The organism is Luteolibacter arcticus (assembly GCF_025950235.1).
In the GTDB taxonomy this organism is placed as follows: Bacteria; Verrucomicrobiota; Verrucomicrobiia; order Verrucomicrobiales; family Akkermansiaceae; genus Haloferula; species Haloferula arctica.
Window position 1 is genome coordinate 1 of sequence record NZ_JAPDDT010000023.1, and the last position, 26,455, is coordinate 26,455.

The 26,455-nt window shown below is 61.6% G+C and carries 35 protein-coding genes and 4 tRNA genes; 5 read left to right on the plus strand and 34 right to left on the minus strand.

Annotated elements, in window-relative coordinates; all coding sequences use genetic code 11:
• Window positions 1–407: 407 nt before the first annotated feature.
• A complete protein-coding gene (locus tag OKA05_RS26950; protein ID WP_264490328.1) occupies window positions 408–1,361 on the minus strand; it encodes a hypothetical protein in 954 nt (317 codons plus the stop codon).
• Window positions 1,362–1,491: 130 nt separating this feature from the next.
• Between OKA05_RS26950 and OKA05_RS26955 the strand changes: the two genes are divergently transcribed.
• Complete coding sequence (locus tag OKA05_RS26955) at window positions 1,492–2,421, plus strand: PAC2 family protein (protein ID WP_264490329.1); 930 nt, start codon at window positions 1,492–1,494, stop codon at window positions 2,419–2,421.
• Window positions 2,422–2,541: 120 nt separating this feature from the next.
• Here the strand turns inward: OKA05_RS26955 and OKA05_RS26960 are convergent, their stop codons facing one another.
• Window positions 2,542–2,895: a hypothetical protein gene (locus tag OKA05_RS26960; protein ID WP_264490330.1), complete on the minus strand. Its 354-nt coding sequence runs from the start codon at window positions 2,893–2,895 to the stop codon at window positions 2,542–2,544.
• 19 nt (window positions 2,896–2,914) lie between these two features.
• Here OKA05_RS26960 and OKA05_RS26965 point away from each other — a divergent pair, with 19 nt between their 5' ends.
• Window positions 2,915–3,190, plus strand: coding sequence for a hypothetical protein (locus OKA05_RS26965; RefSeq protein ID WP_264490331.1), 276 nt, complete (start codon window positions 2,915–2,917; stop codon window positions 3,188–3,190).
• Between the two features lie 886 nt (window positions 3,191–4,076).
• On the opposite strand, the gene OKA05_RS26970 is transcribed toward OKA05_RS26965, so the two are convergent.
• Together OKA05_RS26970 and OKA05_RS26975 are read right to left on the minus strand one after the other, a co-directional pair.
• Window positions 4,077–5,480, minus strand: coding sequence for a sulfatase family protein (locus OKA05_RS26970; RefSeq protein WP_264490332.1), 1,404 nt, complete (start codon window positions 5,478–5,480; stop codon window positions 4,077–4,079).
• A gap of 176 nt (window positions 5,481–5,656) precedes the next feature.
• Window positions 5,657–7,300, minus strand: coding sequence for an arylsulfatase (locus OKA05_RS26975; RefSeq protein ID WP_264490333.1), 1,644 nt, complete (start codon window positions 7,298–7,300; stop codon window positions 5,657–5,659).
• Between the two features lie 570 nt (window positions 7,301–7,870).
• Here OKA05_RS26975 and OKA05_RS26980 point away from each other — a divergent pair.
• The gene (locus tag OKA05_RS26980; protein WP_264490334.1) at window positions 7,871–8,194 is read left to right on the plus strand and encodes an EF-hand domain-containing protein; all 324 of its coding nucleotides are present in this window, start codon (window positions 7,871–7,873) and stop codon (window positions 8,192–8,194) included.
• Window positions 8,195–8,270: 76 nt separating this feature from the next.
• Window positions 8,271–8,612 carry an EF-hand domain-containing protein gene (locus OKA05_RS26985; RefSeq protein WP_264490335.1) on the plus strand — a complete coding sequence of 114 codons (342 nt, stop codon included), beginning with the start codon at window positions 8,271–8,273 and terminating at the stop codon, window positions 8,610–8,612.
• A gap of 51 nt (window positions 8,613–8,663) precedes the next feature.
• Here OKA05_RS26985 and OKA05_RS29395 read toward each other — a convergent pair whose 3' ends face one another.
• Window positions 8,664–8,849 carry a type II toxin-antitoxin system HicA family toxin gene (locus OKA05_RS29395; RefSeq protein ID WP_343227004.1) on the minus strand — a complete coding sequence of 62 codons (186 nt, stop codon included), beginning with the start codon at window positions 8,847–8,849 and terminating at the stop codon, window positions 8,664–8,666.
• Entirely contained in the window at window positions 8,846–9,067 is a 222-nt protein-coding gene (locus OKA05_RS26990; RefSeq protein ID WP_264490336.1) for a type II toxin-antitoxin system HicB family antitoxin, read from the minus strand. Before OKA05_RS26990 ends, OKA05_RS29395 begins: the two co-directional genes overlap by 4 nt.
• Window positions 9,068–9,138: 71 nt before the next feature.
• Between OKA05_RS26990 and OKA05_RS26995 the strand changes: the two genes are divergently transcribed.
• The gene (locus OKA05_RS26995) at window positions 9,139–9,717 is read left to right on the plus strand and encodes a hypothetical protein (RefSeq protein ID WP_264490337.1); all 579 of its coding nucleotides are present in this window, start codon (window positions 9,139–9,141) and stop codon (window positions 9,715–9,717) included.
• A gap of 104 nt (window positions 9,718–9,821) precedes the next feature.
• Here OKA05_RS26995 and OKA05_RS27000 read toward each other — a convergent pair whose 3' ends face one another.
• From OKA05_RS27000 to OKA05_RS27135, 28 genes are all read right to left on the minus strand, one after another.
• Window positions 9,822–10,334: a hypothetical protein gene (locus tag OKA05_RS27000; protein ID WP_264490338.1), complete on the minus strand. Its 513-nt coding sequence runs from the start codon at window positions 10,332–10,334 to the stop codon at window positions 9,822–9,824.
• Between the two features lie 156 nt (window positions 10,335–10,490).
• Complete coding sequence (locus OKA05_RS27005; protein ID WP_264490339.1) at window positions 10,491–11,042, minus strand: hypothetical protein; 552 nt, start codon at window positions 11,040–11,042, stop codon at window positions 10,491–10,493.
• Between the two features lie 207 nt (window positions 11,043–11,249).
• Window positions 11,250–11,756, minus strand: a complete 507-nt coding sequence (locus OKA05_RS27010; protein ID WP_264490340.1) for a DMP19 family protein — start codon at window positions 11,754–11,756, stop codon at window positions 11,250–11,252.
• Window positions 11,753–12,172 carry a hypothetical protein gene (locus OKA05_RS27015; protein WP_264490341.1) on the minus strand — a complete coding sequence of 140 codons (420 nt, stop codon included), beginning with the start codon at window positions 12,170–12,172 and terminating at the stop codon, window positions 11,753–11,755. Before OKA05_RS27015 ends, OKA05_RS27010 begins: the two co-directional genes overlap by 4 nt.
• Before the next feature lie 68 nt (window positions 12,173–12,240).
• Window positions 12,241–13,119: a hypothetical protein gene (locus OKA05_RS27020; RefSeq protein WP_264490342.1), complete on the minus strand. Its 879-nt coding sequence runs from the start codon at window positions 13,117–13,119 to the stop codon at window positions 12,241–12,243.
• Window positions 13,120–13,264: 145 nt separating this feature from the next.
• Window positions 13,265–13,549, minus strand: coding sequence for a cytoplasmic protein (locus tag OKA05_RS27025; protein ID WP_264490343.1), 285 nt, complete (start codon window positions 13,547–13,549; stop codon window positions 13,265–13,267).
• Between the two features lie 34 nt (window positions 13,550–13,583).
• Window positions 13,584–13,973, minus strand: coding sequence for a CPCC family cysteine-rich protein (locus OKA05_RS27030; RefSeq protein ID WP_264490344.1), 390 nt, complete (start codon window positions 13,971–13,973; stop codon window positions 13,584–13,586).
• Window positions 13,974–13,991: 18 nt separating this feature from the next.
• Window positions 13,992–14,489, minus strand: coding sequence for a hypothetical protein (locus OKA05_RS27035; protein ID WP_264490345.1), 498 nt, complete (start codon window positions 14,487–14,489; stop codon window positions 13,992–13,994).
• A 230-nt stretch (window positions 14,490–14,719) separates the two neighbouring features.
• A complete protein-coding gene (locus OKA05_RS27040; protein ID WP_264490346.1) occupies window positions 14,720–15,046 on the minus strand; it encodes a hypothetical protein in 327 nt (108 codons plus the stop codon).
• A gap of 49 nt (window positions 15,047–15,095) precedes the next feature.
• Window positions 15,096–15,674, minus strand: coding sequence for a hypothetical protein (locus OKA05_RS27045; RefSeq protein ID WP_264490347.1), 579 nt, complete (start codon window positions 15,672–15,674; stop codon window positions 15,096–15,098).
• Entirely contained in the window at window positions 15,671–16,087 is a 417-nt protein-coding gene (locus OKA05_RS27050) for a hypothetical protein (RefSeq protein WP_264490348.1), read from the minus strand. Before OKA05_RS27050 ends, OKA05_RS27045 begins: the two co-directional genes overlap by 4 nt.
• 101 nt (window positions 16,088–16,188) lie before the next feature.
• Window positions 16,189–16,695 (minus strand): DUF4262 domain-containing protein, encoded by a 507-nt coding sequence (locus OKA05_RS27055; protein WP_264490349.1) that lies wholly within the window; start codon window positions 16,693–16,695, stop codon window positions 16,189–16,191.
• Window positions 16,696–16,764: 69 nt separating this feature from the next.
• Window positions 16,765–17,058: a type II toxin-antitoxin system RelE/ParE family toxin gene (locus OKA05_RS27060; RefSeq protein WP_264490350.1), complete on the minus strand. Its 294-nt coding sequence runs from the start codon at window positions 17,056–17,058 to the stop codon at window positions 16,765–16,767.
• 6 nt (window positions 17,059–17,064) lie between these two features.
• Entirely contained in the window at window positions 17,065–17,274 is a 210-nt protein-coding gene (locus OKA05_RS27065; protein ID WP_264490351.1) for a hypothetical protein, read from the minus strand.
• 79 nt (window positions 17,275–17,353) lie between these two features.
• Window positions 17,354–17,429: transfer RNA gene (locus OKA05_RS27070), tRNA-Pro, on the minus strand.
• Window positions 17,430–17,456: 27 nt separating this feature from the next.
• Window positions 17,457–17,528, minus strand: a tRNA-Arg gene (locus OKA05_RS27075).
• Between the two features lie 18 nt (window positions 17,529–17,546).
• A tRNA-His gene (locus OKA05_RS27080) sits at window positions 17,547–17,621 on the minus strand.
• A gap of 157 nt (window positions 17,622–17,778) precedes the next feature.
• Window positions 17,779–17,854, minus strand: a tRNA-Glu gene (locus OKA05_RS27085).
• Window positions 17,855–18,467: 613 nt separating this feature from the next.
• A complete protein-coding gene (locus OKA05_RS27090) occupies window positions 18,468–19,406 on the minus strand; it encodes a hypothetical protein (protein ID WP_264490352.1) in 939 nt (312 codons plus the stop codon).
• A gap of 1 nt (window position 19,407) precedes the next feature.
• Complete coding sequence (locus tag OKA05_RS27095) at window positions 19,408–20,307, minus strand: hypothetical protein (RefSeq protein WP_264490353.1); 900 nt, start codon at window positions 20,305–20,307, stop codon at window positions 19,408–19,410.
• Window positions 20,308–20,659: 352 nt separating this feature from the next.
• Window positions 20,660–21,454 carry a tetratricopeptide repeat protein gene (locus OKA05_RS27100; RefSeq protein WP_264490354.1) on the minus strand — a complete coding sequence of 265 codons (795 nt, stop codon included), beginning with the start codon at window positions 21,452–21,454 and terminating at the stop codon, window positions 20,660–20,662.
• A 33-nt stretch (window positions 21,455–21,487) separates the two neighbouring features.
• On the minus strand, window positions 21,488–21,703 hold the full coding sequence (locus OKA05_RS27105; protein ID WP_264490355.1) for a putative signal transducing protein: 216 nt from the start codon (window positions 21,701–21,703) through the stop codon (window positions 21,488–21,490).
• Window positions 21,704–21,775: 72 nt separating this feature from the next.
• Window positions 21,776–22,936, minus strand: a complete 1,161-nt coding sequence (locus OKA05_RS27110) for an SPOR domain-containing protein (protein ID WP_264490356.1) — start codon at window positions 22,934–22,936, stop codon at window positions 21,776–21,778.
• A gap of 447 nt (window positions 22,937–23,383) precedes the next feature.
• The gene (locus tag OKA05_RS27115) at window positions 23,384–24,205 is read right to left on the minus strand and encodes a hypothetical protein (protein ID WP_264490357.1); all 822 of its coding nucleotides are present in this window, start codon (window positions 24,203–24,205) and stop codon (window positions 23,384–23,386) included.
• 453 nt (window positions 24,206–24,658) lie between these two features.
• A complete protein-coding gene (locus OKA05_RS27120) occupies window positions 24,659–25,003 on the minus strand; it encodes a hypothetical protein (protein ID WP_264490358.1) in 345 nt (114 codons plus the stop codon).
• A gap of 14 nt (window positions 25,004–25,017) precedes the next feature.
• Window positions 25,018–25,434: a DUF6210 family protein gene (locus OKA05_RS27125; protein WP_264490359.1), complete on the minus strand. Its 417-nt coding sequence runs from the start codon at window positions 25,432–25,434 to the stop codon at window positions 25,018–25,020.
• Window positions 25,431–25,814: a VOC family protein gene (locus OKA05_RS27130; protein WP_264490360.1), complete on the minus strand. Its 384-nt coding sequence runs from the start codon at window positions 25,812–25,814 to the stop codon at window positions 25,431–25,433. Before OKA05_RS27130 ends, OKA05_RS27125 begins: the two co-directional genes overlap by 4 nt.
• A gap of 87 nt (window positions 25,815–25,901) precedes the next feature.
• Window positions 25,902–26,405: a hypothetical protein gene (locus tag OKA05_RS27135; RefSeq protein ID WP_264490361.1), complete on the minus strand. Its 504-nt coding sequence runs from the start codon at window positions 26,403–26,405 to the stop codon at window positions 25,902–25,904.
• Window positions 26,406–26,455: the final 50 nt, after the last annotated feature.

Below are 26,455 nucleotides of genomic sequence, written 5' to 3' on the forward strand. Positions count from 1 at the left end.
CAGCTCTCGAGTGCAGGGTGTAGAGGGCCTTCCCTGTTGGACTGAACCGGGCTTCCGGGATCGCTGCGACTTTCGCCCAACGAACCGCCGCTGCGTGCATTCGAAAGCTGCGGATGACCGCAGCAGTCCGAGGGCCTTCGGCTTCCATCGCGCGCGACCACAAGGGTGAGAGCCGCCTACTGACCGCGGCGCAGCCGCCCTCGGACTGCTGCGATTCTTCGCAGCTCTTGAATGCAGTGTGGAGACAGCCTCCCTGTTGGACTGAACCGGGCTTTCAGGATCGCTGCGACCTTCGCCATTGTACCGCCGCTGCGTGCATTCGAAAGCTGCGGATGACCGCAGCGGTCCGAGGGCCTTCGGCTTCCATCGCGCGCGGCCACAATGGAGGAAGCCGCTGCACCACCCTGTTAGATCTTCTTCCTCACCACCTGCCCACCCGAGCGTTCGGCGAGGGTGCTGAGCAGGGTCGGGACTTTCTTGTCCAGGGTGTGGGCGTAGAGTTTGGTCTTTTGGGCGAGCACTTTCTTGCCGAACTCGACGATGACTTCCTCGCGATCGGGGTCATCGAAGTCGCAGAACCAGTAGATGGCGTCGGTCTTCATCAGGTCCACCATGCAATTCAGCGCGGCAGGAGCATCGCGGGTCCAGCGGATGAAGGTGGCGTGAGGGAGGTCCTCCACGGTCGGCACCTGCGGGATGTGGCGGTCCGGCGTGAAGGGATTCACGCCTTGCACCGGGGCGGCATAGAACCACGGGCAGGCAGCAGGACGGGAGAGCTGGCAGCCATTGACCTCGACGAAATAGGCATTGGCGAAATCGCGGGTGATCTCCTTTCGCAAGGGCTCGAGATAGGGCGTCATGCTGCGGCTGGAATCGAGCACCACGGTCAGCCGGGCGGCGGAGATGGTGGAGTCATAGATGCGGCCCTCCGTGAGAGCGCCCACCGCTTCCCCGCCCTTCCATGCGGCGGAGGCGATCGCCTCGGCGGCGACCAGCGACTTGCGGATACGCTCGAATTCGGTGAGGCAGGTCTTGATGTGCTCCTCGGTCGCCTTCCCTGCCAAGCGACCCTCGGCGAAGCGCTCGAAGACGCGCTGCCGCTTCTTATCATCCGAGGGAGCGAGGTAGTCGTACTCCAGCTTGAACGCGGTGCCGCCGACGTTGCCCAAGGTGTCCGCGCGCTTTTCGAAATTCGCCTTCAGCCAGTCGAAGAGCCGCTGGGTGTAGTCGGCAATGCTCTTCTCGTCCCACTTGCCCGTGGCCTCCTCCGCACCGGCGGGGCCGGTCAGCAGCGTGGCCAGTGAGCCCGCCCCCAGGATGCGGAGAGCGTCGCGGCGATCGATGCGGGGAGGAAGCTTCATGGGGCGACGATAGGAGAAAGCCCTCGCGGTGCTGTCAAGGCCTGCTAGGGAAAGCCCTCATTCCAAAGCCGGCGGATCCGCGGAATCGAGCGCCGTTTGACGGTGTGCCCTCCACAGGCGATGCTGGCCCATGGCAGAACTGCACGACCCGTGGCTGGTCGCCGTGTGGCCCGGCATGGGCACCGTGGCGATGGGGGCCGGATACTATCTGATGGCGAAACTCGGCATGCACCTCTGGGAAGAGCTGCCAGCCCGCGATCTCTTTGAGTCCGACCACGTGGACGTGAAGGACGGGCTGATCCAAATCGCGCCGTTGCCGCGCAGCCGGCTCTTCGTGTGGAAGGACCCGCGCGGGCAGCACGACCTGATCGTCTTCATCGGCGAGGCGCAGCCGACGATGAAGTCGGCGATGATCTGCCACCAACTCATCGACCGGGTGAAGCCACTCGGCGTGCGGCACGTGTTCACCTTCGCGGCGATGGCGACCGGGATGCGGCCGGGCGAGGAAGGCCGCGTCTTCGGCGCGGCGACCGACCATGCGACGCTGAAGCGCTTCCGCGATCTGGATGCGACGGTCCTGGAAAGCGGGCAGATCAATGGGCTGAATGGCGTGCTGCTGGGCGTGGCCGCGGAGAGCGGCTTGCAGGGCGGTTGCCTGCTCGGGGAGATGCCGCAGCTTTTCTCACAGCTCCCCTACCCGAAGGCCTCGCTGGCGGTGCTGGAGTTTTTCGCCAAGGTCGCCGGCATCCGGATCGACCTCACCGAACTCGAGGCGCACGCGCAGGAGGTGGAGAACAAGCTGGAGACCTTCCTGAGCCGGATCGAGCAAGCGATCCATCAGGTGGAAGGCGGCGAGGCACCCGCTGTGCCGGATGAAGAGGAAGAGAAGGAGAAGAAGCCGAAGCTGAACGCGGAGGATCGCCAGCATCTGGACAAGCTCTTCGGCGAGGCGAAGGCGGATCGTTCACGGGCTTACTTCCTGAAGCAGGAACTCGACCGGCTGCATGTCTTCCGGGAGTACGAGGACCGGTTTCTGGATCTGTTCAAGAATGGCGGGTGATCGGGGGCGGGCGGACGTGAATGTTTTGGGACTGGGATGGATAGGATGGATGGGATGAAGAGTCTTTCTCATCCCGGCGCTTGGTTCGCCCTTTTTGGCGGGCTATTGAACACAAGCCCCTCATACCGCCGCCGATGCTTCCGCCGCGATGAGGAGGACGCCGTAAGCAACGCCGAGGATTCCCGCGAAGACCAAAGCGAACGCAAGCGGTGATGGCCGGGGACGAGCGGACACTTGGAAGACAATCAGGGCAATCAGCGCGAGGAGCGGGACCACGATGGCGGTGAAGAGATAGCTGGAAACCGAGCCGTAGGAGAGCTTCACGAGGAGGAAGCTGACGAGGCAGTAGCCCATGAGGGCGACGTAGAGCCGTTCATCCCGATCACGATAGCGCCAAGTCGGCGGTCGCTTCTGACGGGTGTCGGGCTTGTCATCCACTGGCCCGAGAATAAAGGGATTTGACGGGCGGGGCAATATGTGTTCACTTGAACGCATGCCGGCCATCCTTTCTTTACCGCAGGCTGTGGAATCAGGTGATCCGCCGAGGTTCGTTTCGTCTTCGCTGGCGGATTGCCGCATCGGCGACTGGCACCGGCCGGAGCAGGTCGTGGAGTGGTGGGGGCTGAAGGGCGTGCAGAGGTTCCAGCCGCCCGGCCGGTTCGAGGACTTCGATTGGGACGAACCGGTGTGGTCGTTCAAGCGCGAGCCGGATCCGACGGGCCGGAAGGTCATGGGGGTGGCTTGTGCGGTCTGGCGGAGGATTGGGTGAGCTGGGCTGTTTTTCGCGCGGATCTCTTCCTGTGATCGCGCCCGACGATCGCGGCGCAGCCGCCCTTGGACTGCTGCGGTCATCCGCAGCTCTTGAGTGATAGGTGAGGATCGCCGTTCACCGGGATCGAAGCGATCGAAGAGGATCGCCTCACTCCACCGGGGCAGCACGCCGCACCCTGCATTCAAGAGCCGCGGTCATCCGCAGCTTTTGAATGAAAGGTGAGGACCGCCGTTCACCGGCATCGAAGCGAACGCGGAGGATCGCTTCACTCCACCGGAGCAAGACTGCCGCGCCATGCACTCAAAAGCTGCGGATGACCGCAGCAGTCCGAGGGCCTTCGGCTTCATGGGGCGTGGCCCTTTGGCGGCACCATCCCTCTTATCCGCGTCAATCTGTGTAATCTGCGGTCAATTTCTTCCGCCAACCCGACGTGGCACCCAAGAGGTAAGAACATCAACCGCAGATTGCGCAGATGAACGCAGATTGAAGAAGATCGACTGGCGGCGGTGAAGGCCATGACGAATGAGGCGGGATGAACTTTCCTGCGAGTGGATGAATTTGAGAGAGCGATGGAGCCGGGAGCGCCGGTCTTCAGACCGGTATGAATGGTCCATCGAAGCCGACGGGACGGGGATGGAGAAGAGGTGCTGTAGATGAGGCGGACAGTCAGGGACCACTCGGGCCGGTCTGAAGACCGGCGCTCCCGGGCGGGGATCGTGTCTACTAGGAATGCCGTAAGATCCCGGGGCATACTGGGAGCGCGGAAGTGGAGCGAAGCGGAAGTGGTCCGGGCCATTTCTATTCTTCCGGACAATCTATTCCGCCTGGATGGTAGGTTCGCCGGTTTTGCCTGGCGGAATGAATTCCGCGCTCCCAGTGATGATCATGGCTTGCCGGGGAATGGCGGCTTGAGGTCTTGGGCTGATTGGAAGGCCTCGGGGGTGTCGAGCTTGGCACCGGGGTCGAGCTGGTCGGCGAGGTAGCGGTCGAGCGCGGCGGAGAGGCGGGCCTTGTTCGCGGTCTGGGCAGGGTCGGCGGCGAGATTCTTCAGCTCGAACCGGTCCTGCGAGGTGTGATAGAGCTCCTCCGCGGGGCGATGAATGAAGCGTTCGACGAGCATCAGGTGCCGCGGATTCTCCGTGGCACTGAAGACCCACGAGCCCCAGTAGGGATTGTGCTCGGTGCGACCCATGAGGTGCTTCTCGATGTAGATGCGCTCGGGTGTTAGATTGCGGATGTAGCGCCATTCGCCATCGCTGATCGAGCGGATGGGATACGGCGGGCCTTCCGGGTAGTTGTTGTGCATGCCCTCCACGAATTCGCGGTGCGTGTCCTTCTCGCCACGCAGCACGGCGGCGAAGCTGGTGCCGTCGAAGGACTTCGGATCAGGCTTGCCCCCGGCGAGCTCGATGAAGGTCGGCAGCAGGTCCGCATACTGGACGAGTGCCGGCGTGCGGCGGCCAGCGGGGACGACGCCGGGCATGCGGGCGACGATCGACGTGTGCAGGCCGCAGTCGTAATTCGTCCACTTGCAGCCGGGGAATTGCGCGCCCTGCTCGCTGGTGAAGACGACCAGCGTGTCCTTCGCGCGGCCGGTCTTGTCTAACATCTCGAGCAACTCGCCGACCTGGCCATCCATATAGGTAATCTCGGCGAGGTAGCGGGAGAAGCTCTGGCGGGTGAGCGGCGTGTCCGCGAGGTAGGCTGGCAGCTTGAGCGACTTCGGCGGGTAGGCCGAGGCATCGCCCATCACCCACGGGGCGTGCGGTTCTGTGAGAGCGACCACCAGGCAGAAGGGCTGCTTCTCATCGCGGGTGATGAACTTGCGCGCGCCCTCGACATGGTGTGGGAGCGTGGGGTCGCGGACGCAGTTTTCATCGAAGCCGGCAATCTCCTCGAAAGGATAAACCCCGCGCGGCTTGATGTGGGTCTTCCCCGCGAGGCCGACGCGATAGCCGAGATCGCCGAGGTAGTGCGTGATGCTCTTCGTGCCGGGGCGGCTGGCAGCTTGGTTCCACGCGCAGCCATTCCGCAACGGCAGCCGGCCGGTGTAGAATTCGGAGCGGCACGGCGCGCACATCGCCATGCCGAGGTAGGCGCGCTCGAAGACGGTGCCCGACTTCGCGAAGGCATCCAGGTGCGGCGTCTTTGCATTTTCCCCGCCGTGGAAGGACAGGTCGCTGTAAGTGCAATCGTCGGCGATGATGACGAGGATGTTCGGCTTCTCCGCGGCACTCAGCAGTGGAGAAAGCAACACGGCGGCTAACAGGGTGATCCAGGGTTTCATGGCGATTGCTGCTTGTACGGGTCTTTTCTGGGAGCGCCGGTCTTCAGACCGGCACGAATGGTCCTTCAAAGCGGGTCGGACGTGGGTGGCGGGTGGCGCGGGGGATTGGGCAAGCTGCCAGGGACCATTCGGCCGGTCTGAAGACCGGCGCTCCCGGGATCTTCGCTCCCGGGATTTTACTGCTTTTGTTGCTTCTTCTTCTTCGCGGCTCCGGGCTTCTGCTTGGGATAGACGCGGGCGCGTGCGGCCCAAGCTTCCCACTGCGCGGACATGGCTGCAACCTTGTCGGGCTGCTCCTTCGCGAGGTCCTTCAGCTCGGTGCCATCCTCGCTGAGGCGGTAGAGCTCCCACTTGTCCTTCTGGAGACCGCGCGGCAGGGAGACGCCCTTGCCGACGAGCTTCCACTCGCCATCCCGCACGAAGGCGTTGTTCTCATGCTCGATGAAGATCGGCGACTTGCGGCCGAGCGGCTTGCCCTCGAAGGCGGGTGTTAGAGGAACGCCATCCGCGGACAAGATCACGTGCCCATTGGACTGCTTCGGATACGTCGCGCCCGTGACCTCCACCACCGTGGCCATCACATCGATCAACTGCGCGGGCTCGCGATACCAATCCCGCCCGCCCTTGATACGCGCCGGCCAATGCGCGATGAAGGGCGTATTCGCGCCGCCTTCATGGGCGAAGTGCTTGTAGAGACGATACGGCGTGGCGGAGGCATTCGCCCAGGCCTTGCCATAGCTCGGCAGGGTCAGCTCGGTCTCTGGCGCGCGGTCCTTCACAGGATCGCCCTTGCCGATGAGCGAGGCTTCCGCGCAGGCGCCATTGTCGGAGAGGAACAGGATCAGCGTGTTGTCAAAGGCATCGTTCTCCTTCAAGGTGTCTAACAGGTCGCCGATCTTTTGGTCCACGCGATCGATCATGCCCGCGTAGGCGGCCATGCGGTCGGCGCATTCCTTCTGCTTCGCTTCATCGAGCGAGTCCCATGCGGGCACCTCGGGATCGCGCGGGGACATCTTCCACGAAGCGGGCAGCAGGCCGGACTCCTTTTGCCGGGCGAAGCGTTGGTCGCGCAGCTTGTCCCAGCCCATGGCATACTTGCCGCGATATTTCTCCAGCTCCTGATCGTGCGCGTGGTGCGGCCAATGCGGCGCAGTGAAGGCCAGATAGAGAAAGAATGGCTTGTCGTGCTTCCTCCCCGCCTTGTGCGCGTCGATGAATTGCCGCGCATGATCCGCGAAGGCATCCGTCGTGTAAAACGGGCGGTCGGTGGTGCTCTTCGGATTCCGGTCCGGCGTATTCCCGTCATACATGATGCGCGGGCCGAAGGGCTGGAAGTGGTGCGTGGCGCCCGCGAGGCAGCCGTAGTAGCGATCGAAGCCACGCTGCAGCGGCCAATCGCCCTGGTCCTTGCCGGAGATGTGCCACTTGCCGGTCATGAAGGTGGCGTAGCCCGCACTCTTCGCGACCTGCGCGAGGGTCACGCAGGAGTCATTGATGTTTCCCGCATAAGCGGGCGGCACCTGCTTGTCGTCGCCCTTCTCCTCACCGGTCATGTGCCCGATGCCCACCTGGTGCGGATGCAGGCCGGTCATCAGCGTCGCCCGGGTCGGGCAGCAGCGTGCGGAATTGTAGAACTGGGTGAAGCGCACGCCGTTCTTCGCGAGCGCGTCGAGATTCGGCGTGTCGATCTCACCACCCCACGGGCGGATGTCGGAGTAGCCCATGTCATCCACCATGATGAGGATGACGTTCGGCTTGTCCGCCGCGCTTGTTAGAAGCGGCGTGGCGAGGAGGAATGGGAGCAAGAACGCGGATTTCATGGAAAGAAGGTGGGTGCTATTTCTTATTTACCCTGGTGGGTTGCGGAACAGCGAATCAACCGCAGATGAACGGGATGGGCGCAGATGAATGCGATCAAAGAAGAAGATCGGGACTAGGATGGATAGGATGAATGGGATAAGAGTGGATGCTGGAAAGTGCGAGTTCCATGCGGAGCGAATTTGAAGATCGGAGCGTCTCGGTGCTTGGGCGAGCCAGCAGCCCGCGGTCGCAGGGACCTGAAATCCGGCTTTTATCTGCGTCCATCCCGTTTATCTGCGGTTGAGCTTCTCCAGCAAATCTACGGAGCGCCGAACTTCTGGGGTTCGTCGGGGCCGGGAATGGCGTAGGCGGGATCATGACCGGGAATTTCGCCAAACCGGGAAGTGTGGCTTGGAAATCATGACATTTCTCCCGCAACTGGCAAACGGGAGTCGGGTTTCGTCTGGGGAGCCCGGATTCGGGATTACAGATCCCGGGGCAAGGATTTCAAACTCCGCTCCGGGTTCCCGGAACACACCGCCGATTCACGAAATCGAATCTGGAACGCCCCTTATTTCCGAGCCGAACCCATGAAAGCCATCCCCATCGTCCTCATCATCGCGTCCCTGGTCGTGTCCGTGGATGCCAAGCCCAACCGGGCGGCCCAGCGCAAGCGCGACAAGGCCGAGGAAAAGCGCGAGGCCCAGGAAAGGAAAGCCCGCGAAGTGAAGCGCGACGCGATCCAAGGATACCTCGACAAGAAGGACAAGAACCACGACGGCTCGCTCAGCCGCGACGAATTCCTCACGGGCGAAGCGGACCAGAAGGCCGCCGGCAAGAAATTCGACACCTACAACAAGAACGGCGATCGCGCGCTCTCGAAGTCCGAGATCGAGACCCTGCTCGGCTTGTAAGGAACACCCGCCACGCCCCGCTGAAGTTGTTAGAAGACCGCCCCTTTCAATCCCATTGATTCCATCCATCAACACCATGAAGACCTCACTCACCGTGATCGCCCTGACCCTCGCCCTGTTCATTGACATCGCACCTGCCGCTCCCGGCGGTGGTGGTGGCGGCGCCGCGAAGAAAAAAGCGAACCCGCAAAAGGTCTTCAAGAAGAAGGACAACGATCACGACGGCGCGCTCTCGAAGAACGAATTCGTCCACGGCGCGAAAGACACCGCGAAGAGAAACAAGGCCTTCGGCCGGAAAGACAAGAACGGCGACGGCAAGCTGAGCCTGGATGAGTTCAAGGCGGCGGGGAAGAAGAAGGCAAGAGACCGAGTGAACGGCGGGCGACGGTGGAGAGAGAGTTTACCGCAGAGGCGCTAGTTGGTGGGATCGCCGGCTAACGCGAATACAACAGGGCGTGGAGAAGACGGCTCAAGGTTCCGAAATTTCCAGAGCTCGGCAGATCTTGCGGGCGAGCAAGTCAGAAATCTCAGAGTGCCTAGGAACTGGCTCTCTTCGCCCGGTCGCCGGGTTCCAGTAAATCGGATGCGAGCCACCCTCCCGTTTCAGCGGGCAACCGTGAGCCTCCAAATGGCGGATCAGATCCCGCCGCTTCACGCCAAGGCCAATGGCACAAGTTTCTCCCCCTCAGCGAGCGACGCCCGGGCATCCTCGCGGCGATCTTCGATTAGCAACAGGATCGACTCCCTCAAGGAATCAAGTGCCTCCTGCTCCGTCCTTCCCTGCCCGTTCCCCTCGGGAAACTCGGGCGAAAACGCGACGAACCATTCCCCATCGCGGGCGATCCGGGCGGTGAAAGTCGCAGCCTTTTCCATGGGATGACGATGCACCGGCGGCGGCTTCGGCGCAAGGCCCGGAATGCAGGCGCGCTTGGAACCGAATCGACATGGCGTGCCGGCAGCGTAGTTTGTTCCTCACGCTCATGACATCTCCGCGGCTTTCCTTGATCCGGTTGCTGGTGCCACTCATCGCGATCCTCGCGCTGCGGGGGGCGGCGGAGGAGCAGCCGAATTTCACGGCGCTCCAGGAGGACTACGCGACCAAGGCGATGATCGTGGCTGAGATGGATCGGATCATTCTGAAGGAGGTGAAGATCGACAACCTCCGGTTCCCAGCCGCCCTTGATGAGATCCGCAGGAAGGGCGCGGGAAACAAGTGGGCCACGATGAACTTCGTGATCCGTCGCCTGCCGGCAAGGGCGACAACTCCCGCGCTTGCCGACGACCCTTTCGCCACAGGAGATGAGGCAGGAGCAGACGAAGATACCAAGACGGAGACCAAGCAACCGGCGCCGCCACCGGAGCGCATCAGCATGAGCGCGGCGTCGATCTCGTTTGCCGGAGCGATTGACCAGCTTTGCGAGAAGGCGGGCTACCGTTGGTGGATCGAGTTCAACGCACGAATTCCGCTGCTGGTGATGGCACCGGCAGCAAGCATGCCGGGGAAAGAGGAAGACGACAGCTAGGAACGAGGTCGCGTGGAGTGTGGAGGCAGCGGAACACTCCCGTCGCCTCGCTACCAAAGGCAAGTCATCCGGTGCGATCTCCCGGCCGGCGTCTCGATCCCGTTCTACTTCTCCCAGCGCTCCTCGATGCTCGCGAGGCCCTTGAGAGTATGGCGGAATTGCGTGACGCCGGTGTCGTAGTCAACTTCCAGGAGCAGATCGAGTTCGAGATCGATCTGATCTCCGTGGACTTTCCCGAAGCGGATCTCCTGCCACCGGACCTCATTGTGGGAGGCGAAGAGATACATCGAGCCGAGTTCCCGGCTGCAATTTTCCATCGGCTCGCCGAGTGGAATGGTGGTGCCCTCCAGCTTCTCGAGCGACTCGAAGGGAAAGAGCACGTCGATCATCACCTCGGGCTCCTTGGTTATTTCCTCCTTATAGCCATACGCGCCGCCCGGGACGCGGATGGGAGCGCACTCCAGGCGAAAGCCGGTGCAGACGATCTCCCCATCCACCCGCTCGTCGAAGTATTCCCAATTCAGGTCCTTGCTCCTGGAGATGCAGATGAAGCCTTCCGCGATCCTGAAGTCATCCACGGGGAACTTCCATTCGGCAGGCTGTTCGTCTTTTGGCATGATGGCTTTCGATGATGGCCCAGCGGCGCGCTTGCAAGATCCGAAAGCGAGCAAGAGCAACGGGAGCATGCGGAGAACGAACGTCGTCATTTCAGGACGCATCGGTAGCAGATGAGAGGCGGCGGCTCAATGCATCGAAATGAGCCGCGCCACATTTCAGCCGGCACGGAGGCGGGCGAAGTGGCGCTCGTAGGCGAGGGTGTAGTTGGTGGCGAAGGAAACCCACGTGATGTCTTCCATCGCAATCTCCGCAGGCTCTTCGTTCCAGCTCCCTGCACCGGAAAAGAACCGGAGCGAGACCGTGCCACCGGCAACCTTCAAAACCGGACCGATGAGGAACAAATCGTCTTCCCTCTCATTCTTAAGGATCACGATCCGTCCCTCCGGCATGCCGGCCAGGAGAGCTCCCACACCCTCCGGAGGTAGGCGGAAGTCAAAGTCGACCTGCTGGAGGATGCCATCAGCTTCCATCATCTGCTCGTGGAAGGCATCGGTAGCACCGGCCTTCAACGAAGTCAGGTCCGCTCGGCGGAGGAACAAATAGCCATCCAGATGGAAGTCGTAGACGTATTGGAGAGCGGTCCAGTCTTCATCAAAATCAACGATGAAGCCGTGGATGGTGTGTGGATCGATTTCCTCACGAGTGAGGGATACCAGAGCACGCGACTCCTGATAGTGCCGGATGAGTTTCTCGGGAATGCGCTTCATCTTCTGGCGGACGTTAGAAGGAATCGGGCAAGAAGTGGAAGGCCGGACTCGAGGACACACTGCCAGCGGTTCGCCCCACCAATCGGGCTGAGTGACTTCATGTGGCCTTGAAGCAACCTGCGGGAGGCCCGGACTGCGGCAGCCCTGCTCCGGCAGTTTCGTCCCGCAGCCGTCGTGGGAGACGATTGGGACGGGAATGGGGAATCGTCAGTGTTCTGCGTGATGGATTCCGTCCTCACCCCATTCCGCGATCATCGCGCCGACCCTCGCGAAGAGATCCTCGGTCTCCCGATAGTAGCGGCCATGAACATCATCCAGATCCTTGTCCATCCTCATCCAGGGGACGCTGTCCGAGTGCATGGGGGAATCCGGCTTCCGCCAGTAAGCGAGAGCTTGGCCGAGGAACCCGGCGACTTGCGGGAGCCCCAGCAAGCGAAAGCCTTCCATGATCTCCTCAACGAGGCTGTCGCCGGAATAGCCATAGAACGAGAACGCGCCGGGCAGCCCACCCCCGCGAACGCCGATGTCGAAGCACAGCGGCAGGTAGAGTCGCCGGGCATTTGGCGGCAGCGAAAAAACGTCATCGTGGAAGGTCTGCCACGAGTCGTGGCGGATCTGGCGCTCGATGTAGGAGAGATACTTCTGACCCCGTTTCTCCGGATCCGGGGAGTCCAGCACCCCGGCGAATCGTGATAGGTCGAGCAAGGGTTTCATTCGCTGATTTCCGGTGGCAATCCGCCCGATGCTCTCCTTCTGCCGAGATGCTCTTCGAAGGGCGGCGAAAAGAGCATCCAGTGCAGCAGCATGAGCGGCGCTCCTAACAGCATCCCGATCAGCGCGACCATGGAAGGCTGGCTGAGCAGCGATGTCTCCGCAGCAGGAACCTGGGACCGGAAGGAAGTGGCACCCACGATCGCGACCACGATCGTGAGATAGCTGACCGTGAAGACGCCGGTCGCGACGGCGCGAGCACCGGGGAGGCCGAGGAAAAGCAGCACCAAGACCGGGAGGAAGAGGCCGAAAAGATTGATATTCACCCCGCCCTGCAGGTAGTGCGAGATGGTATCGTAGCTACCCCACAGCCCGAGAATCATGAGCAGGGTGCAGGTGAAGATCACGCGCTTGGACATGGGTGGGATTTTCTCTTGGCTACGATGAATGTCATAGCGGATGGGCGGCCGCGGAGGAAGGCGGGAATTCAGCGGGGCGGCTCGGCATCGCCGGATGCATCGCCTTTGCCTTGCTCTTGCTCTCCTGATTTTGCGGATGCCGGATGCTTGTGACTGACGATGAGCGTCACCTCCGAGGCCGTCGCGGCCTGGACGAATCGCGGCCACTCCTCCCCGAAGATTGGAGGAAGATTAGTAAAAGTAGGTCCTTGCTCATTGATCTTGGCGGGGGCTGAGACCACCCGGATCGTTTTCCCCCGGTAGGCATGAAGCCTCGCGATGAGCCTGGTGACGCCTTCCTCGCTGGCACCGATCTCTTTTCCATCCAGGAAATAGCGTGGCCCGGCAGGAGTGAGGGGCATGCCGCCCTCCGCTTTCACATTCCATCGCCAGGTGATCACCGCGGACTCGTCCCCTCCCACCGGGGAAGACGGGATCTCGCTCGGGGCGGCGAATGCCTGCGGCGTCCAGAATGGATTGTCTTCGGAAACCGCGACATTGTCCCGCTTGTCGTCCACGTATTCGATGGAGAGTCGCAGGTTCCGCTTGCGGAAGAGGTTGTTGAAGTGCTGCAGGGTATCGCTGTCGAAGGGATCGCTCAAACTCTTGCTCCACTCGCGGGGCCGGTGCTTGATGAGAACGGAGTTTCCTTTGAACGTGACCAAGCGGTCGTAGATGGCGGCCAAGCCGTCGCGGTCCTTGCCGACCTTCTCATCATTCCAATAGTAGAGAACCGCGGGAATAGCAACGCGACTGCTGGGCTCCGCATCCTCGAAGAGCCGCTCGTGCCGCCAACTGATGACGACATCGTGCTGGCCTTCCTCCGCAGAGATCGCGGAAGGCTGCAAGATGGCCAGCAAACCAAACAGCAGCACCAACAGAAATCGGGCTGATCTCGATAGAGTCATGATGAATGAAAAGTTTCAGATGGAGCTTAAAGGAGTGGCCGGTGGGGACGAAGGCAAAAGCGGGGCGGTGGAGGCCGCGGGTCTCCGACGGCGGGGAGAACTGCTTCAGCCGCACACGGAGTGTGCGGACCACCACTTTGCTTGCTCATTCCCTCCCGAACCAGTGGCGGCTCATGGTTTTGAGGAACTCCGTGGTGATCGGGTAGCGGGACGCTTCACCGACCACCGAATCGATGCCGCAGGCGGGGCAGAGAGCGGTGATGCCGACGCCGTCAATCTCATCCACCCATTCCTCGATGGTGGACGGGGTGAAGATCCGAAGGCAATGGAAGCAGCCGCAGGTCGCACTTCGGAGCAATTCCTCACGATGATTGCTGCTGTGCCGGTGGGCTGCGATGAAGGGCGGAGCATCGGGATCGTCGGCGCTCATGGATCTTGTTAGAGTGGAGATTGCAGCCTCTTTGTCACTTCCCACCTGCGAGCCAATAGCCGGGCTGCCAGTAGTATAGGTTGGCGTTGGTAGGGGCCGCTTTCCACAGCTTCTCGTCCTCCGGAGAATCGAAGTCCAAGTGCGGATCGGTCGCAGGATCGAATCGCCGCCACGCCGGATCGAGGGGCTCATCTGGCGCGGGAGGCCGGACGTTCGGGATGAACCGGGCTTCACAGGCTCCCACCTGAGAGAAGTTCCACTGGGATTGGAAGAGGCTCACGGAGTTGGCACCGCCATCCATCATCGGGTGGGCTAGTTGGAGCCCGTCATCTTCCCAAAAGCAGACCGGGCAAAGGTCGTAGCTCCCTGGTGACTGGTCGAAAACGAGGTGGCCGCAGCAGGGGCATGGATGGCGAGCGGGCACCGTGGCGAAGCGGGTGATTCAACCGTCCCGATCTGCTTCGCGGAGCTTGCGGTTCTTGATCTGGCCGCGCTGGCAGTAGGGGCAGCCACAGGGCTTGCGGCCGTCCGAATGGGACTCGGGATAGTAGCGCCACCCGACGACCTGATCCGGCGTGTAGATGCGGGTGATGGAGGAGGCGAGGATCGATTCCGGGAAGATGACTTCCAGACCCATGCCGGTGTCGTGCTCCATGAAGATTCTAACAGCCTCCGCGGCGGTGGTCTCAAGCGGTTCCTTATTGAAGCGGCCGATGGTGACCGGCACTTCATCGTCCGCGCGGAATTGGACGGCGGAGATAAGCTTGATGCCGCTGCGGCGAAGTTCGCGCAGCCACTGGTGGGACCGGTAGTAGTCCTGGAGCACGGGCGTGGCGTAGACGCCCTTCGATTCGCGGCCGCGGATCTCGTGGGCCTTGATGCCGTTCTTGCGGATCATGGCAATCTCCCGGTCGTCGGTGAGATGGAGGAATTGGGGCATGCGAGGGCGAGCGGAGTGGTGGGAGGATGGCGATGATTAACGCGATTCGCAAGAGGCGAGGTGGGAGAGACAAGGCAACCGCATCTAGAGATCTGAACCGCGAATGGACGCCAATGAACGCGAATTTCGAAGAGCGGCCAATATAGGAGAGGCGATGGCTTTCCGCCCCTGGCTTCCGCGCCCGGCCCGAACGACGAAGTCGTTCCGCTACCAAGAAGGAACGGCGAGGATCAGTCGCCTAGCTCGGCGAGCGTGGCGTCGAGGAGCGGATGGACGGCATCGTCATCCTCGGTGAATTGGAAGCCGGCGAGGTAGCGGCGCAGGAAGGGGCCGAAGGTCTTGCGGTCCGCGAAGACGACGAAGGACTCGTGATCGGAGTCCGGCGACTCGCGCGGGTAGCGGACGATACCATAGGTGAACGTGAGCGATTCCGAGGTGTGCTCGCGGACGTGAACGTGGACCGGCTCGAGGGAGCGGACGAATGGGAGATCGGCGGCAAGTGAGCTTGCGATGGTGTCGATCGCCGATTGCCAGGCTGTGTCGTGGGGCGAGCTCATGAAGTCGAAGTGAGGCGGCCGCTTCCGGGAGGAGTGGCGTGGGTATCATTCATCGCTTGGGCCTCTGCTTCTGGTAGTTGCCGAGAATCTTTTTCAATGCGCTGAGGGCCTCGTCTTCAATCTCGCAATACACCTCCACCTTGTTGCGGTACGCCATGATCTCGTGGCAGCCGAAGCACACGTGGATCTCAAGCTCGGCATCGCTGTCCTTCCAGACGAGCGCGAAGTCGGGATGGAAGCCTCCGCAACGCTTGACACCCTGCCACTGCGCGAAGCTCTTGGGATCCTGCACCAGGGACTTCAGCCGTTTGGCGTCTTCCTCCGAGACCGGGTTCGGCTGGTCGTAGAATGAAAACGAATACCGGGTGATGGTCTTCTTATCCTTCCGCTCCGACGCGAGCAGGTCGCGCTCGAAGCTCTGGTGAGGAAGGCCTTCGTAGAGAGTCAGCTTCGAATCCTCCTTCAAGGCGCCGACCAATGGACCCAGCTCCTTGAAGGACGCCTGGATCTCGGCCTCTTCTTCGAGCTTCGGAACGTGACCTACTACAGCCGTAGTTTCAGCAACAGCAGCGGCAGAGAAAGAGAGAATCGCGAGGAGCAAGGGTATCGCGGGGATCGACGGTTTCATTTCCGGAGGGGTTGTTTGCCTGGTGATGGATCGTGTGCGGGAACGGCTTCACCCATGGAATACTCTTGCTCCACCCGGCGGCGTTTTCTCGAGAGGACCTGCAGGAGTTCCTCGCGGCGGGCGGATGACTTGCGCAGCGAAGTGATCTCGATCTTCCGGTCGATCTCGCGGAGGAGTCGCTCGCGCGACCGGCGGATGAGCGCTTCCCGCACGGGCCTGCTCCGCGCTACCTCCGCCGCCAGCTCGTCCCATGCCTTCACGTCGCCGCTCGTCGGGATGCGCCATTCGCGGCCCAGCTCCCACAGGGCTCCGCGGCAGGAACGGCACCTGAGGTTCGTCTGCAATCCCGACGCGACCCGGGCACGGCGAGCGGTCCGGCAATCGGTGCAAATGTAGGTGCGGTTGCAGGGCATGGGATTTCTCCGGTCGAATGCGTGAGGATAGAAACGCGGGATGAAGGGATCGAATTGAGGACTATCACGGAATCCGGCCCGCCGACAAGACGACGCGCGTCTCATGACAGCGGCAACGACAGGTCGATCTGTCTCCCGGCGAACCGAGGGTCAAACTCCGCCTCATGAGGAAAGCGTCCCTGCGCATCCGGCCAGAAGCATTGGAACGCCGGAAACGGCCGGCCCAGATGCCGGTAGAACCAATTCGCGCAGCCCAGATACTCCCGATACTGCGTCGGGTGGATGAGGCGGAAGATCACCTCCCGGCCATCGACGAAATCCGGGTAGCGCTGCTCCGGGACGATGATGTCGCCTTCCATGAGATACTCGCCGATCGCATTCAGGATGCGGTGCGCCGGCTCCACTGGCACGCCCATCATGAGGATCTCCGGCTGCAGCGTGCGGACAAACATCCCGACGGTGTAGGCGAAGCCCGGCCCCTCATCGTCATCTGGCACGCCAACGACATGCCAGCCGTGGCCGCGGATATCCGCCAGCATCTTCACGTCGCCCTTGTCATCCGGCTCGCGGAAGACGAAGCCGGGAAGCTGGTTTGGATGCGAATCCATGAGCGCAATGGTTTCAGGGTCGAGGTCATCCGTCCACTCCGCGGTGCTCCGGGAGCTGGACCCACCCGCCTAGCGCCGTCGCAGCCCGTAGGCCGGATGACGTTTGTCGTGCCGGAGCACCAGCACGCGCACCCTTATCGGGTCTTCCTCATAGACGAAGTGGTAGGGAAAGCTCTGGAACGATGCCCGGCGCAATCCCTCCGCGATGAAGTGAAAGCCTTGCGGATTGCGTTTCAACGCATCGACGACTGCCTCCGCCTCATCGAAAAACCGGTCCGCAAGTCCCGGCCCTCCTTCCTCCTCGTAATAGGAAAGGGCCGCTCGCAGGTCGCGCTGAATCCGCGGGTGGAGGATGAACCACACGACGGTCTAACGTCCCAACGATTTCTTCACGTCTTCCCACGAACATCCCAGCTCGGGTTGTTCGTCGAGCTCTCGCGAACGGCGGCGCGCTTCGGCGATGCCGTCGTCCTCATCGGCCAAGGTCACCGGCAAGGTCTGAAGCAACGTCGCGGCCAACTTGGCGCGGTCTCCCTGCGGCAGCTTCTCGGCCTCGCGGAAAATCTCTTCGAGCTTCATGGGCGCTAGCATACTCGACCCGGCACCGGCTTGCCATGGGATTCTCGCGGCGCAGAAACGGAGAGCGCGGACCACGAACTGGTCGGGTGCCGGGGATTTGAACCCCGACGACGTGAATCCAAATCACGCATGCTACCAGGTTACATCAACACCCGAATAGAGAACGAAAAATGAGAATGAAGTGCCGCGACGAGGAATCGAACCTCGGCTTCCGCCTTCGTACGACGGCGCGCTATCCACTACACCAGCGCGGCGATGAGAGAGAAAAGGAGTGGTCCGGAGCGACGGGAGTCGAACCCGCATTACCTGATTCACATTCAGGGATCTTGCCGTTAGATCACGCCCGGTATTTTGGAGATTGGAGAGTGGAGATTGAAGATTTGCAAAACGGAGATCGCAGATCGGAGATGTCTGATATTACATTCGTGAACGAATATCATACATATGAGCACGCCGACACCGACCGATGAAGATCGATAAGATAAACAGAATGCAGTCGAGGCCTGGCGATCGCGGCGGGACTTGAACCCGGCATCTGCGGGGTGAAAGCCCACCATGCTTACCTTTGCACCACGCGATCTGAAGCGGGGTCGGGATCAGCGGAGGATGGGCCGATGGCAGTCTCGCCCCGGTTTGAACGGGATCCTGGCGGGTCAAAGCCGCCCTTGCTACCATTACACCACGAGACCAATAAAAGGCCTCACCGCTGATGTCGCGGTCGCTCTCGAAGCGGAGTGATGGAATGTCGAAGGTTCATCGGAACGAGAAAAGGAATGTCATATCTCCGATCGGGAGTCAACGGGGAATTTTTCGAGATGCATTCATAAAGCATTTCGGAACCCAGCTCGAGGAGTGGTGTGAACGCATACATTCATGCCGGCATGCTTGGTGAATGCACCGCAGAGACGCCAAGGCCGCAGAGGGACACAAAGAAGATTCATGGCGCGCCGGGTAATGTGGAATGAGTGGACAAGGGATAGCCCGCCGAATGACCGCGGCGCAGCCGCCCTCGGACTGCTGCGGTCATCCGCAGCTCTAGAGTGAAGGGAGTAGACCGCTCGCTCATCGGGACGAACCGGGCTTCAAGGATCGCTGCGACGCTCGGGAGAAGCACGCCGCCCCCTGCATTCGAAAGCTGCGGATGACCGCAGCAGTCCGAGAGCGTCCGGCTATCATCGGGCGGAGTGAAAGGGTTACTTGGTTGCCGGCTGCTCCTCCTGCTCGATTCCGTTCCTTTCCAAGAAGGCATCGAAGACCTTGCCGTAGTGGGGGCTGATCCTGAAGAACGCGAGGTCCTCGCTGCGGCTGGTTCTTGTGGGAGAGGTGGTTCGGGTGAATCCCATGATGCCATCGATACCCGGACCGAAGGCATAGCCGTCTCCTTCGTCAAAGTTCATCAAGTAATCCGCACGCGATTCTCCGATGCTGATAGTGATCCCGTGCCGGGGGCTGATGCCCCAACCCGGCGGCTCTCTATCGATGTCGGCTTCGCGGATCGAGCGGGCGAGACAATCCAACAAATGCTGTCGCTCGCGAGCCTCCACGACCGTGGCCCTACCGAAAACCTCATAGTGGTAGAAGATGCTTGGAAAATACGGCTGGGAATCGGGAGCCTCCCCCGCTCGATGCACCAATGAGCCGAGATGCGTCAGACGCCCCAAGGACAATATCTCGATGGTAGCGCCGTTCGCTCCCATTGCATCGATCCGCGAGGCGATCTCTCCTTGCCGTTGAACTCTCCCATGGACCGGCGAGAAGAAGAAGTCGGTCCCGTGATCCATAGCGGTCGAAGCATCCCACTCTCCACCGATCTTCGAGAAGCCCCAGAACTGACCGATGCTCGTGGCCCAGAGCCCGGAGTCCGGCTGCTCCTCCACCCGCACCAGGTCACCCATCCTGCAATCCCATGGATGGCAGAGATTCCGCCATGCGGTGGTCCACCCGAACTCAAGCGGCCGGACATAGCTTCCCGACCATCTCCAATCTTCCACCGCCTTCCTTCCTCCCGGCGACACGGAGGCATCAATCTCCAGAGGCGGCGGCAGGTAGAACGGCCGGAAGCACCACGCAACGTAGGCGGCGATGCTGACGAGCACAGCGCCGGAGAGAATGATGGCGGTGCGCTTCTTCATGTCATTTCTCCAGAGCTTCCGTTCCCTGCTCTTCACCGGCCGTGTGCGACTTCATCGGGCCGGTGATGATCTTGCCGAATTCGTAGTAGGGGTAAATCACGCGCTCCACATCCGGGCCATACTCGCGCCGGTCCTTCACCCAGCAGCGGACGAGACGGAAGCGCAGGAGTTTTCCTCCCCCTTTGTCCTTCCTCTGGAGGAGCCACTGGCCATCAACGCCCAGATCGAATTCGGCGTCGAACTCTCCCATCGTCCCGAAGCCATGGATCATGTCCATGGTCCCGCCCCAGACGGGTGCCATTCTCCGGTTCACCCCATCCACCGATTCGTGTTCGATCAAGTCGGGAATAAGGTCGAGCAGCGCTTGGATGGAGGGAGGCGGTGGTGTATCCGGCAAGGGCGGTCGGGATGATGCACGGGGACTGCCCTCGCGATAGAGGGTGAGGCGAGACAGGCTCTCGGTCTTCAGATCCCGCTTCATGAAGACCATGGCATCGGGCTCTGCATCGGACACGCTTACCATATAGCGGCCCGACTCGGTGAGAAACAAGAGGTGGTCGGCGCCTAGCAGAAAGCTCCGACCTTCGAGATCAGGCCAATCGGGCGTCTGTCCGAATTTCAAGACGTTCCATTCCACCGTGGCTTTCTTCTCGCCATCCGCCGAGATCCAGGTCCCTGCGAGCTTCTTCATCCGGTCCGACGCCTTCTTGTCTTCGGCCTCTCTCATTCGCCATGCTTCCTCCCGCACTGCGGCCTGGCTCACCTCAGCGGGATCCGCGACCGTCACCACGGGCTTGGCCGGCCTGGCGGAGCTGTCACGCTCACCCATCCGGTAGCCGAGCACCAATCCCATCAGGCAACCCAAGGCGAAAACCACGACCAGTGAGACGATCCGCTGCACTCGCATGGACTAGCACCACGGGAGTCCGCGTCAATGCGGAGATGATTGGCGAGTGGCCGTTCGGCCTGAATTAATGAGTCTGCTCCGACGACTGAGACGTGAGGCAGTCCTGGCAGAGAGGGTCGCGGAGATGCGGATGGGAAGGATTGGCGATGGCGAGTGGAACGCGCTTCCTCCTCCCAAGGTAGGCGCGTTGGTAACAACGCGGAAGCACGGGAGGCATCCGCTTTCAAGGACCGCTCCGCGCTATCACCAGCGCGCCTACATGAGAAGCTTCACTCGTGGGAAGACTACCGCAGGGACGCAGAGGTCGCAAAGGAACGCGGAGAGCACGAATGGACGCCTTGGAAGATTACGGACGCGGGAGATACCCGAACTCGATCATGGTATCGTGCCACGGGGCACGCTCCGAGGATTGGGGAAACTTCTCCGCAGCGTCGGCCAGGATGTCGCGTGCTCCATTCTCATCGCCGCTATGGAAGCCCATGGCGGCCCGGGTGTAGGCGGCGAGCAGGCTGTCCCCTGCAGCGACGTTCGCGGCTGCCAGGCGATCGAAGGCCTCGGCGTCACCCTTCCCTGCCTCGCACAGCATCAGCTTGAAATCGATCAGCGCGCGGAGGGCCGCGTCCGAGTCCGCACCCGCCCGCTGTTTCGCCTGCTGGAATCCTTCGATCGCTTCATCCCACCGACGGGTGACGAAGTAGACCTCGGCAAGGTTGAAACGAACCGAGGCATCCTCCGGGCTCTTCCGTGATGCCTCGGAGAAATCATTCAACGCCTTCGCAAAGTCCCTGTTCTCCACATGGCAGGCGCCGCGGAGATTGATGAATTCGGGCTCGGATTTGAATTCATCCGGCACTCCCTCCAGCGTCGCGAAGGTCCCCGCGATGTCCTTCTTCCTGAAAGAAGCGTAGCCGGACTCCATCGATTGGCGGAACCGCTCGCGCTTGGCGTCGGCCACCTCGGCGGCCTTGGCCTCCGCCTCCGCCTCGGCTTTCGCTTGGTCGGCGGCCGGGCTCGCGACAGGTGCCTCGCTCGAGGGAGGACTGGAGGTGGTGGCGGAGGATGCCGCGCTGTTAGACGCGCGCTTGCAGGCCATGGCCGCGAATGCCAGGGTGATCGAGCCGCCGATGAGGAGAGGTTTCATTGTGGCAGATGGTGTGGTTTGCCGGGGATAAATTCAGGGATGTTCGTGGACTCTGAGTTCTGCCAAGGCTCGCTCGTAGTCCTCGTCATTCAAAGTCCAGAGCTCGGGAGTGTCGGGGTCCGCGAGCCAGGTGCCCGAGGCGGCATTGACGAACTCATTCCGGACGGTCGTGGGGATCCCCGCGCTTTCCAGGATGGATTGGTAGAGACCCACCTTCTCGCTCTGGTGGCTTTTGAAGATCATCTTCATGGATGGAGTCCTATCCCTGCCAACCCTTGCGGCTGGCCGCCCCAAAACGGAAGCAAGGAATCCGCCCGGGGGCTATTCCTTCCACGACCGGCGGACCTTCTTGCGGACCTTGCGGGTGGCGCTCAGCTTCCGGATGGTATAGCTCGCATAAATCGCGGCCAGGGGAAAGAAGACCGGCAGCAGCAGGTAGGCACCGAGGATCATCGCCGGCCGCTCGTCCCGCCCCGCCGCGAATCTCGCCAGCGCGATCCAGAAGGACCACAAGATGGCCACGGAGTGGATCGTCATCAGGACGCCTCCGACAAGTATCCACGGAGCGTACGCGGTAGGAATGAACTCGAATTTCCCGGACTCCGGATTCTGGCTCATCATGTAGCCGATAGTCGCGACCGCCGTCGCCGCGCCAAAGGCGGCAAAGCCAATGCCCATGCCGATGAATAGCAGCCATAGCCGGCTGCGGAAGAAGTCTGACCAGGTGATGGGATCCTCATCCGCTTCGGTCTCGGCGGGAGATGCATCCGGCGAAGACTCCGGAGCATCCACGGGTGCGCTCGAAAGTGGGAGCGGATCCGGCGGGGTCTCGGCAAGTGCCGCGTGGAGATCTGGAGTTGGCTCTGCCTGCCGTGTTGGCTCTGCCTGCCGTGTTGGCTCTGCCTGCCGTGTTGGCTCTGGCTCTGGCTCTGGCTCTGGCTCTGGCTCTGGCTCTGGCTCTGGCTCTGGCTCTGGTGCTGGTGCTGGTGCTGGTGCTGCTAACAACTCCGGCGTTTCATCCTCGATGCCCGCACCCATTTTGGCCCAGTAGCCACTCGCCAGTTCCCCAAGCTCCGGCAAAGTCCACTCGCGGCCCGAGTCATCATGGACACGGCAAGCGCTCGCCACGATCTCCAGAGTGCCACCGCTATATCCGGCACCCGGGCGATCATGGGTGCAGGCGATTTTGACCACCTCGCCCTCCGCCTCTGCGCTCAAGATGCCGAGCTCCAGCGCCACGATGTCCGCGATTCCGGTGATCGGCCGGATCGCCGGCTGGCCTTCATCCTGCCATGGGACGAACGCAATGCGCCGGAGATCCTCGAAACGAATCGTGAAGGAATGCCCGCCCGGCGTGGCGAGTTCGGCGAGATACGGGATCTGCACGACCATCTGGCCGGCACCGCCAAACATCGACGCGCTGGAGATGCAGCCATCGTGGAAGATGCTGAAGACGTAGCTGATCTCGATGGGGCCGATCATCCTGCGGAGTCATGTTAGACCCGATTTCGGCTGCCAATGGAAGACCGGGTTTCGAATCGGGCACCATGCCCGGTCGATGGGGAAGTGACGGGAGGCCTGGAGAGGCTTCGGGTGGGAGGTAATGAGTCGTCGGTATTGACCGTGACATCCCTGTTTTCGTTGAGTCTTCGCGGTCGAAGAATCTGGACCGGGATGGATAGGATGGATGGGGATTCAAAATGCCGGAGAAGCTGGAACTGAAGACCTCAAGAATCCTATCCATCCCATCCATCCTGCTTAGTCCCAAAAAGAACCCCGGCAGCGACCGGATGACCGATCGAGAGGTGCCTGAACTACGCGCCATTCATCGCGGCTCATTATGGCATCGGTCGAATCCCGGAACGCGGGGCGGTTCCGGGCCTGCTGAAATCCCTTCCGGGATTCGATGGCGCGGAAACGCGGCCTCACTCACCTCGCCGGTCTCTCGCCATCGGCGGGCGAGACCGGTTTGCGAGGAGCTGCCGGGGTGCTGCGAAGCGTCTTCCAGATCTCGCCCTCCGCCGCCTTGGCATTCGGAAACGGCTGCTGGCCTTCAGGGATCACGATGATCGCGACGGAGGTCAGATAAGCGTCCATCCTTCCCTGACGCGCGATCTCGGCCAAGAGGTCGAGGTAGCGGATGTTCTCCGCCGTGTAGTTGATCTTGCGTTCGCCTGCTTCGGCATCCGGGACCGCGGCGTCGTCCTCCTCGCCCGCGTGACGAGACGAGCCGATGATCATGGAAACTCCCCCGAGCTGATCCGGATCGTGTTTACTGGCAAGACTCCTCGCGAAATCGAACGCCTCTTCCACCTCCGCGTCTGAAATCTCCACCTTCGGAATCACGATGCGATTCAAGAAAGCGACGACGGAGTTCTCTTCGACCGCGACGGGCGGATAGGTGATGGCCGGCAATCTCCGTTCGCGCTTCGATACGGGAGAGAGCATCGCGAAGACCAGCAACCCGCAGGTGGAGGCGAACAACAGCACCAGGATGTTGTTCACGATGAAATAGCGGGCCGCCCCGCTGGCACGCCTCTTCAAATCAAGCGCCTTTGTCACAACCATCGGCTCCAGCACGATGAAGTGAGGGAGCATCGCAAACAAGATGGGACCGAACAACGACTGTCCCGGCGCGAATGTGACCACGGACACGAGACCGACCAGTAGCAGGGAAATGATGACTCCCAGATACAGAACATGAAGGTCGATCGGTAGAGGCACTCGATGCATCGCGTCGTCGGCTTTCATGGCAGTCGTGAGTTCCGGGATGAGACTCTTATAGGCCAGACGGGATCGACAACGAAATCGGCGAAATCGACGAAAAGCGAAAGCACCGAATTCCAGATCTGCGGCGATTGCTTGAGAGCCCGCCCTGAATGGCAGGGAATCGAGCCCCACCTCACAGCTCCGGCCAGAATTCCCTGGATATGATGAGTTAACCGCGGAGACGCGGAGGCCGCAAAGGATCGCAGAGTGGAAAGACAAACCTGCAATTCGCCAAAGGATCCCGAGATGCCTTCGTCCCAGGATGATCTCTGTGTTCCTCTGCGACCTCTGCGTCTCCGCGGTGAAATCCAGCGGAAAATAACAGACCTGAACCCGTGCCCTTGAGCCCGCCCCGACAAAACCCAGCCAAGGTTCCATCCAAATTTCGTCCGTTTCGCTCGTTTCGTTGTCCCCTTCCGGACCTCCAGGGGCGAATCATTCCGTGAGCGCCGGAGGTTCGGGAATCGGCCAGGCGTCCAGACCTTCCCCCCACTTCCCAATCGCCAGTTCACCGGTGATGGCGGCCCCATCCCGAATGGCGTCGAGCATCGAGAGGTAGTCATACATGAACCCATGATCGTCATGGAACCGGCCGAACCATTGGCGGAAGTAGTCGAGATCGAAGTGCGGATTCCGGTAGGCCGAGGGCAGATTGTGGCAAGCGTACGCGAGCGCGGCGATGGCCTTGAGATTGCGCTGCGAGCATCGCAACTGGAGCTCATGGAACACGTAGCCTAACAGCACCTCGATCTGCTGCTTCTGGATGTCCGTGCAGTCCATGGGATGGTGCGCCATCAATCGGAGTTTGGCCAGGTCAGCACTGCGGAGCATTCACCGAAGCCAAGAAAATCGTGGTCGGGGTGTTCGGTGATGGTGACCCAGAGCCAGGCTTCCCGTGAATCCTCCATTCGCGATCGATCGACGCGGATTCCAGTGGTCGCGCGATATCCTGAAAGCAGGCGATCCACGGCATCGCAGGTGTCAGCCGACGGTGATCCCCAGCCTTCGGGGAAGATCCTGCAGAGCGCGCATTCCAACGAGTCCTCGTAGGACGGGTGATCGTAGTCATTCGAGATGGGGACGAATGCCCCTTCCAGCTCCGGATGATCACAGCCGGTACCATCGGTCTGATTCGTGTAAACGATCCCGGTCGGGCGCGGGACGATGAGCCCGGCTCCCACCATGGTCCAGAGGCGAATGAGTGGCTTCATTGCGGTGCGGAAGGCGGTCGGCAGACGAGTTCCACGCGATGACCGTCAGGATCCGCAACGACAGCACGGCGGCCCCATTCGCTGTCGGCGGGCGGCTGGATAATGGTGCCGCCGGCTTCCACGAGCGGATCGAGGCAGGCATCGACCGCGTCCACGCTGAAACCGATGCGGACGCTCGTAGTGGAGCCGGCCTTGGCATTGGCGGGATAGATTTCGAAGACGGCGCCTCCTTCGCAGGGTTCGGCAGCGAGGTGCTCCGGACCGGTGCCATGGCGGTGGCGCTCGAAATGCAGACCGAGCACCCGATAGAAGCGTTCCGCGCGATCAAGATCGGCTGAGCGGATGACGAGAAGATTCAGAAATGGTGGCGGGGTTTGCACGGGGGCCTTTCCTTGGCGTCGATGTTAGAGGTGCGGAGCGCCTTTTCTGCTAGCTGAGCGTCCCAAGAGCAAGAGACGCGGCGAAGCTCACTCCTCCCGCGGCGCGTCCTTTTTGCGATCCTCCTTCCGGGCCTCGGCTGCAGCCTGATAGAAGGATGCCTGGCGCTCGGCCACACCAATCAATTCCTCGGGCCGGCCAGTCCACCACCAGTCGGGCTTGGCGACCGGTAAGTAGGCGGCGAGATAGCCGAGGGTAAGGGTGACCAGCGCCGCCGCACCGGATAGCTCCGCGGCGAAAGAAGCGGTCTTTCGCGGAACGGCAATCAGGGCGACAGCCAAGATCAGGGCAGGCAGATAGAGAGCCCATTCATGCGAGAGGATGACGCGGGTGAGCCATGGACTTCGCTCGCCCCTGAGATCGAGAGATGCTTCACTGCCAGAGGCGGCCAAGGTGAGGCGATAGTAGAAGTCCCAGTCGCGCAGTGACTCGCTGATGAGGTAGGCGAGGACGGCCACCGCGATGGTGCCGATGAATGCGATCCACCGGCGGTGATGAGACGTGAGGCTTGCGTTCTTGCCGGACAGTTCCATGGGTACTGTGTGAAGTTGAGTTTCTCAGGGAAAGAGAACAAGATGGATCT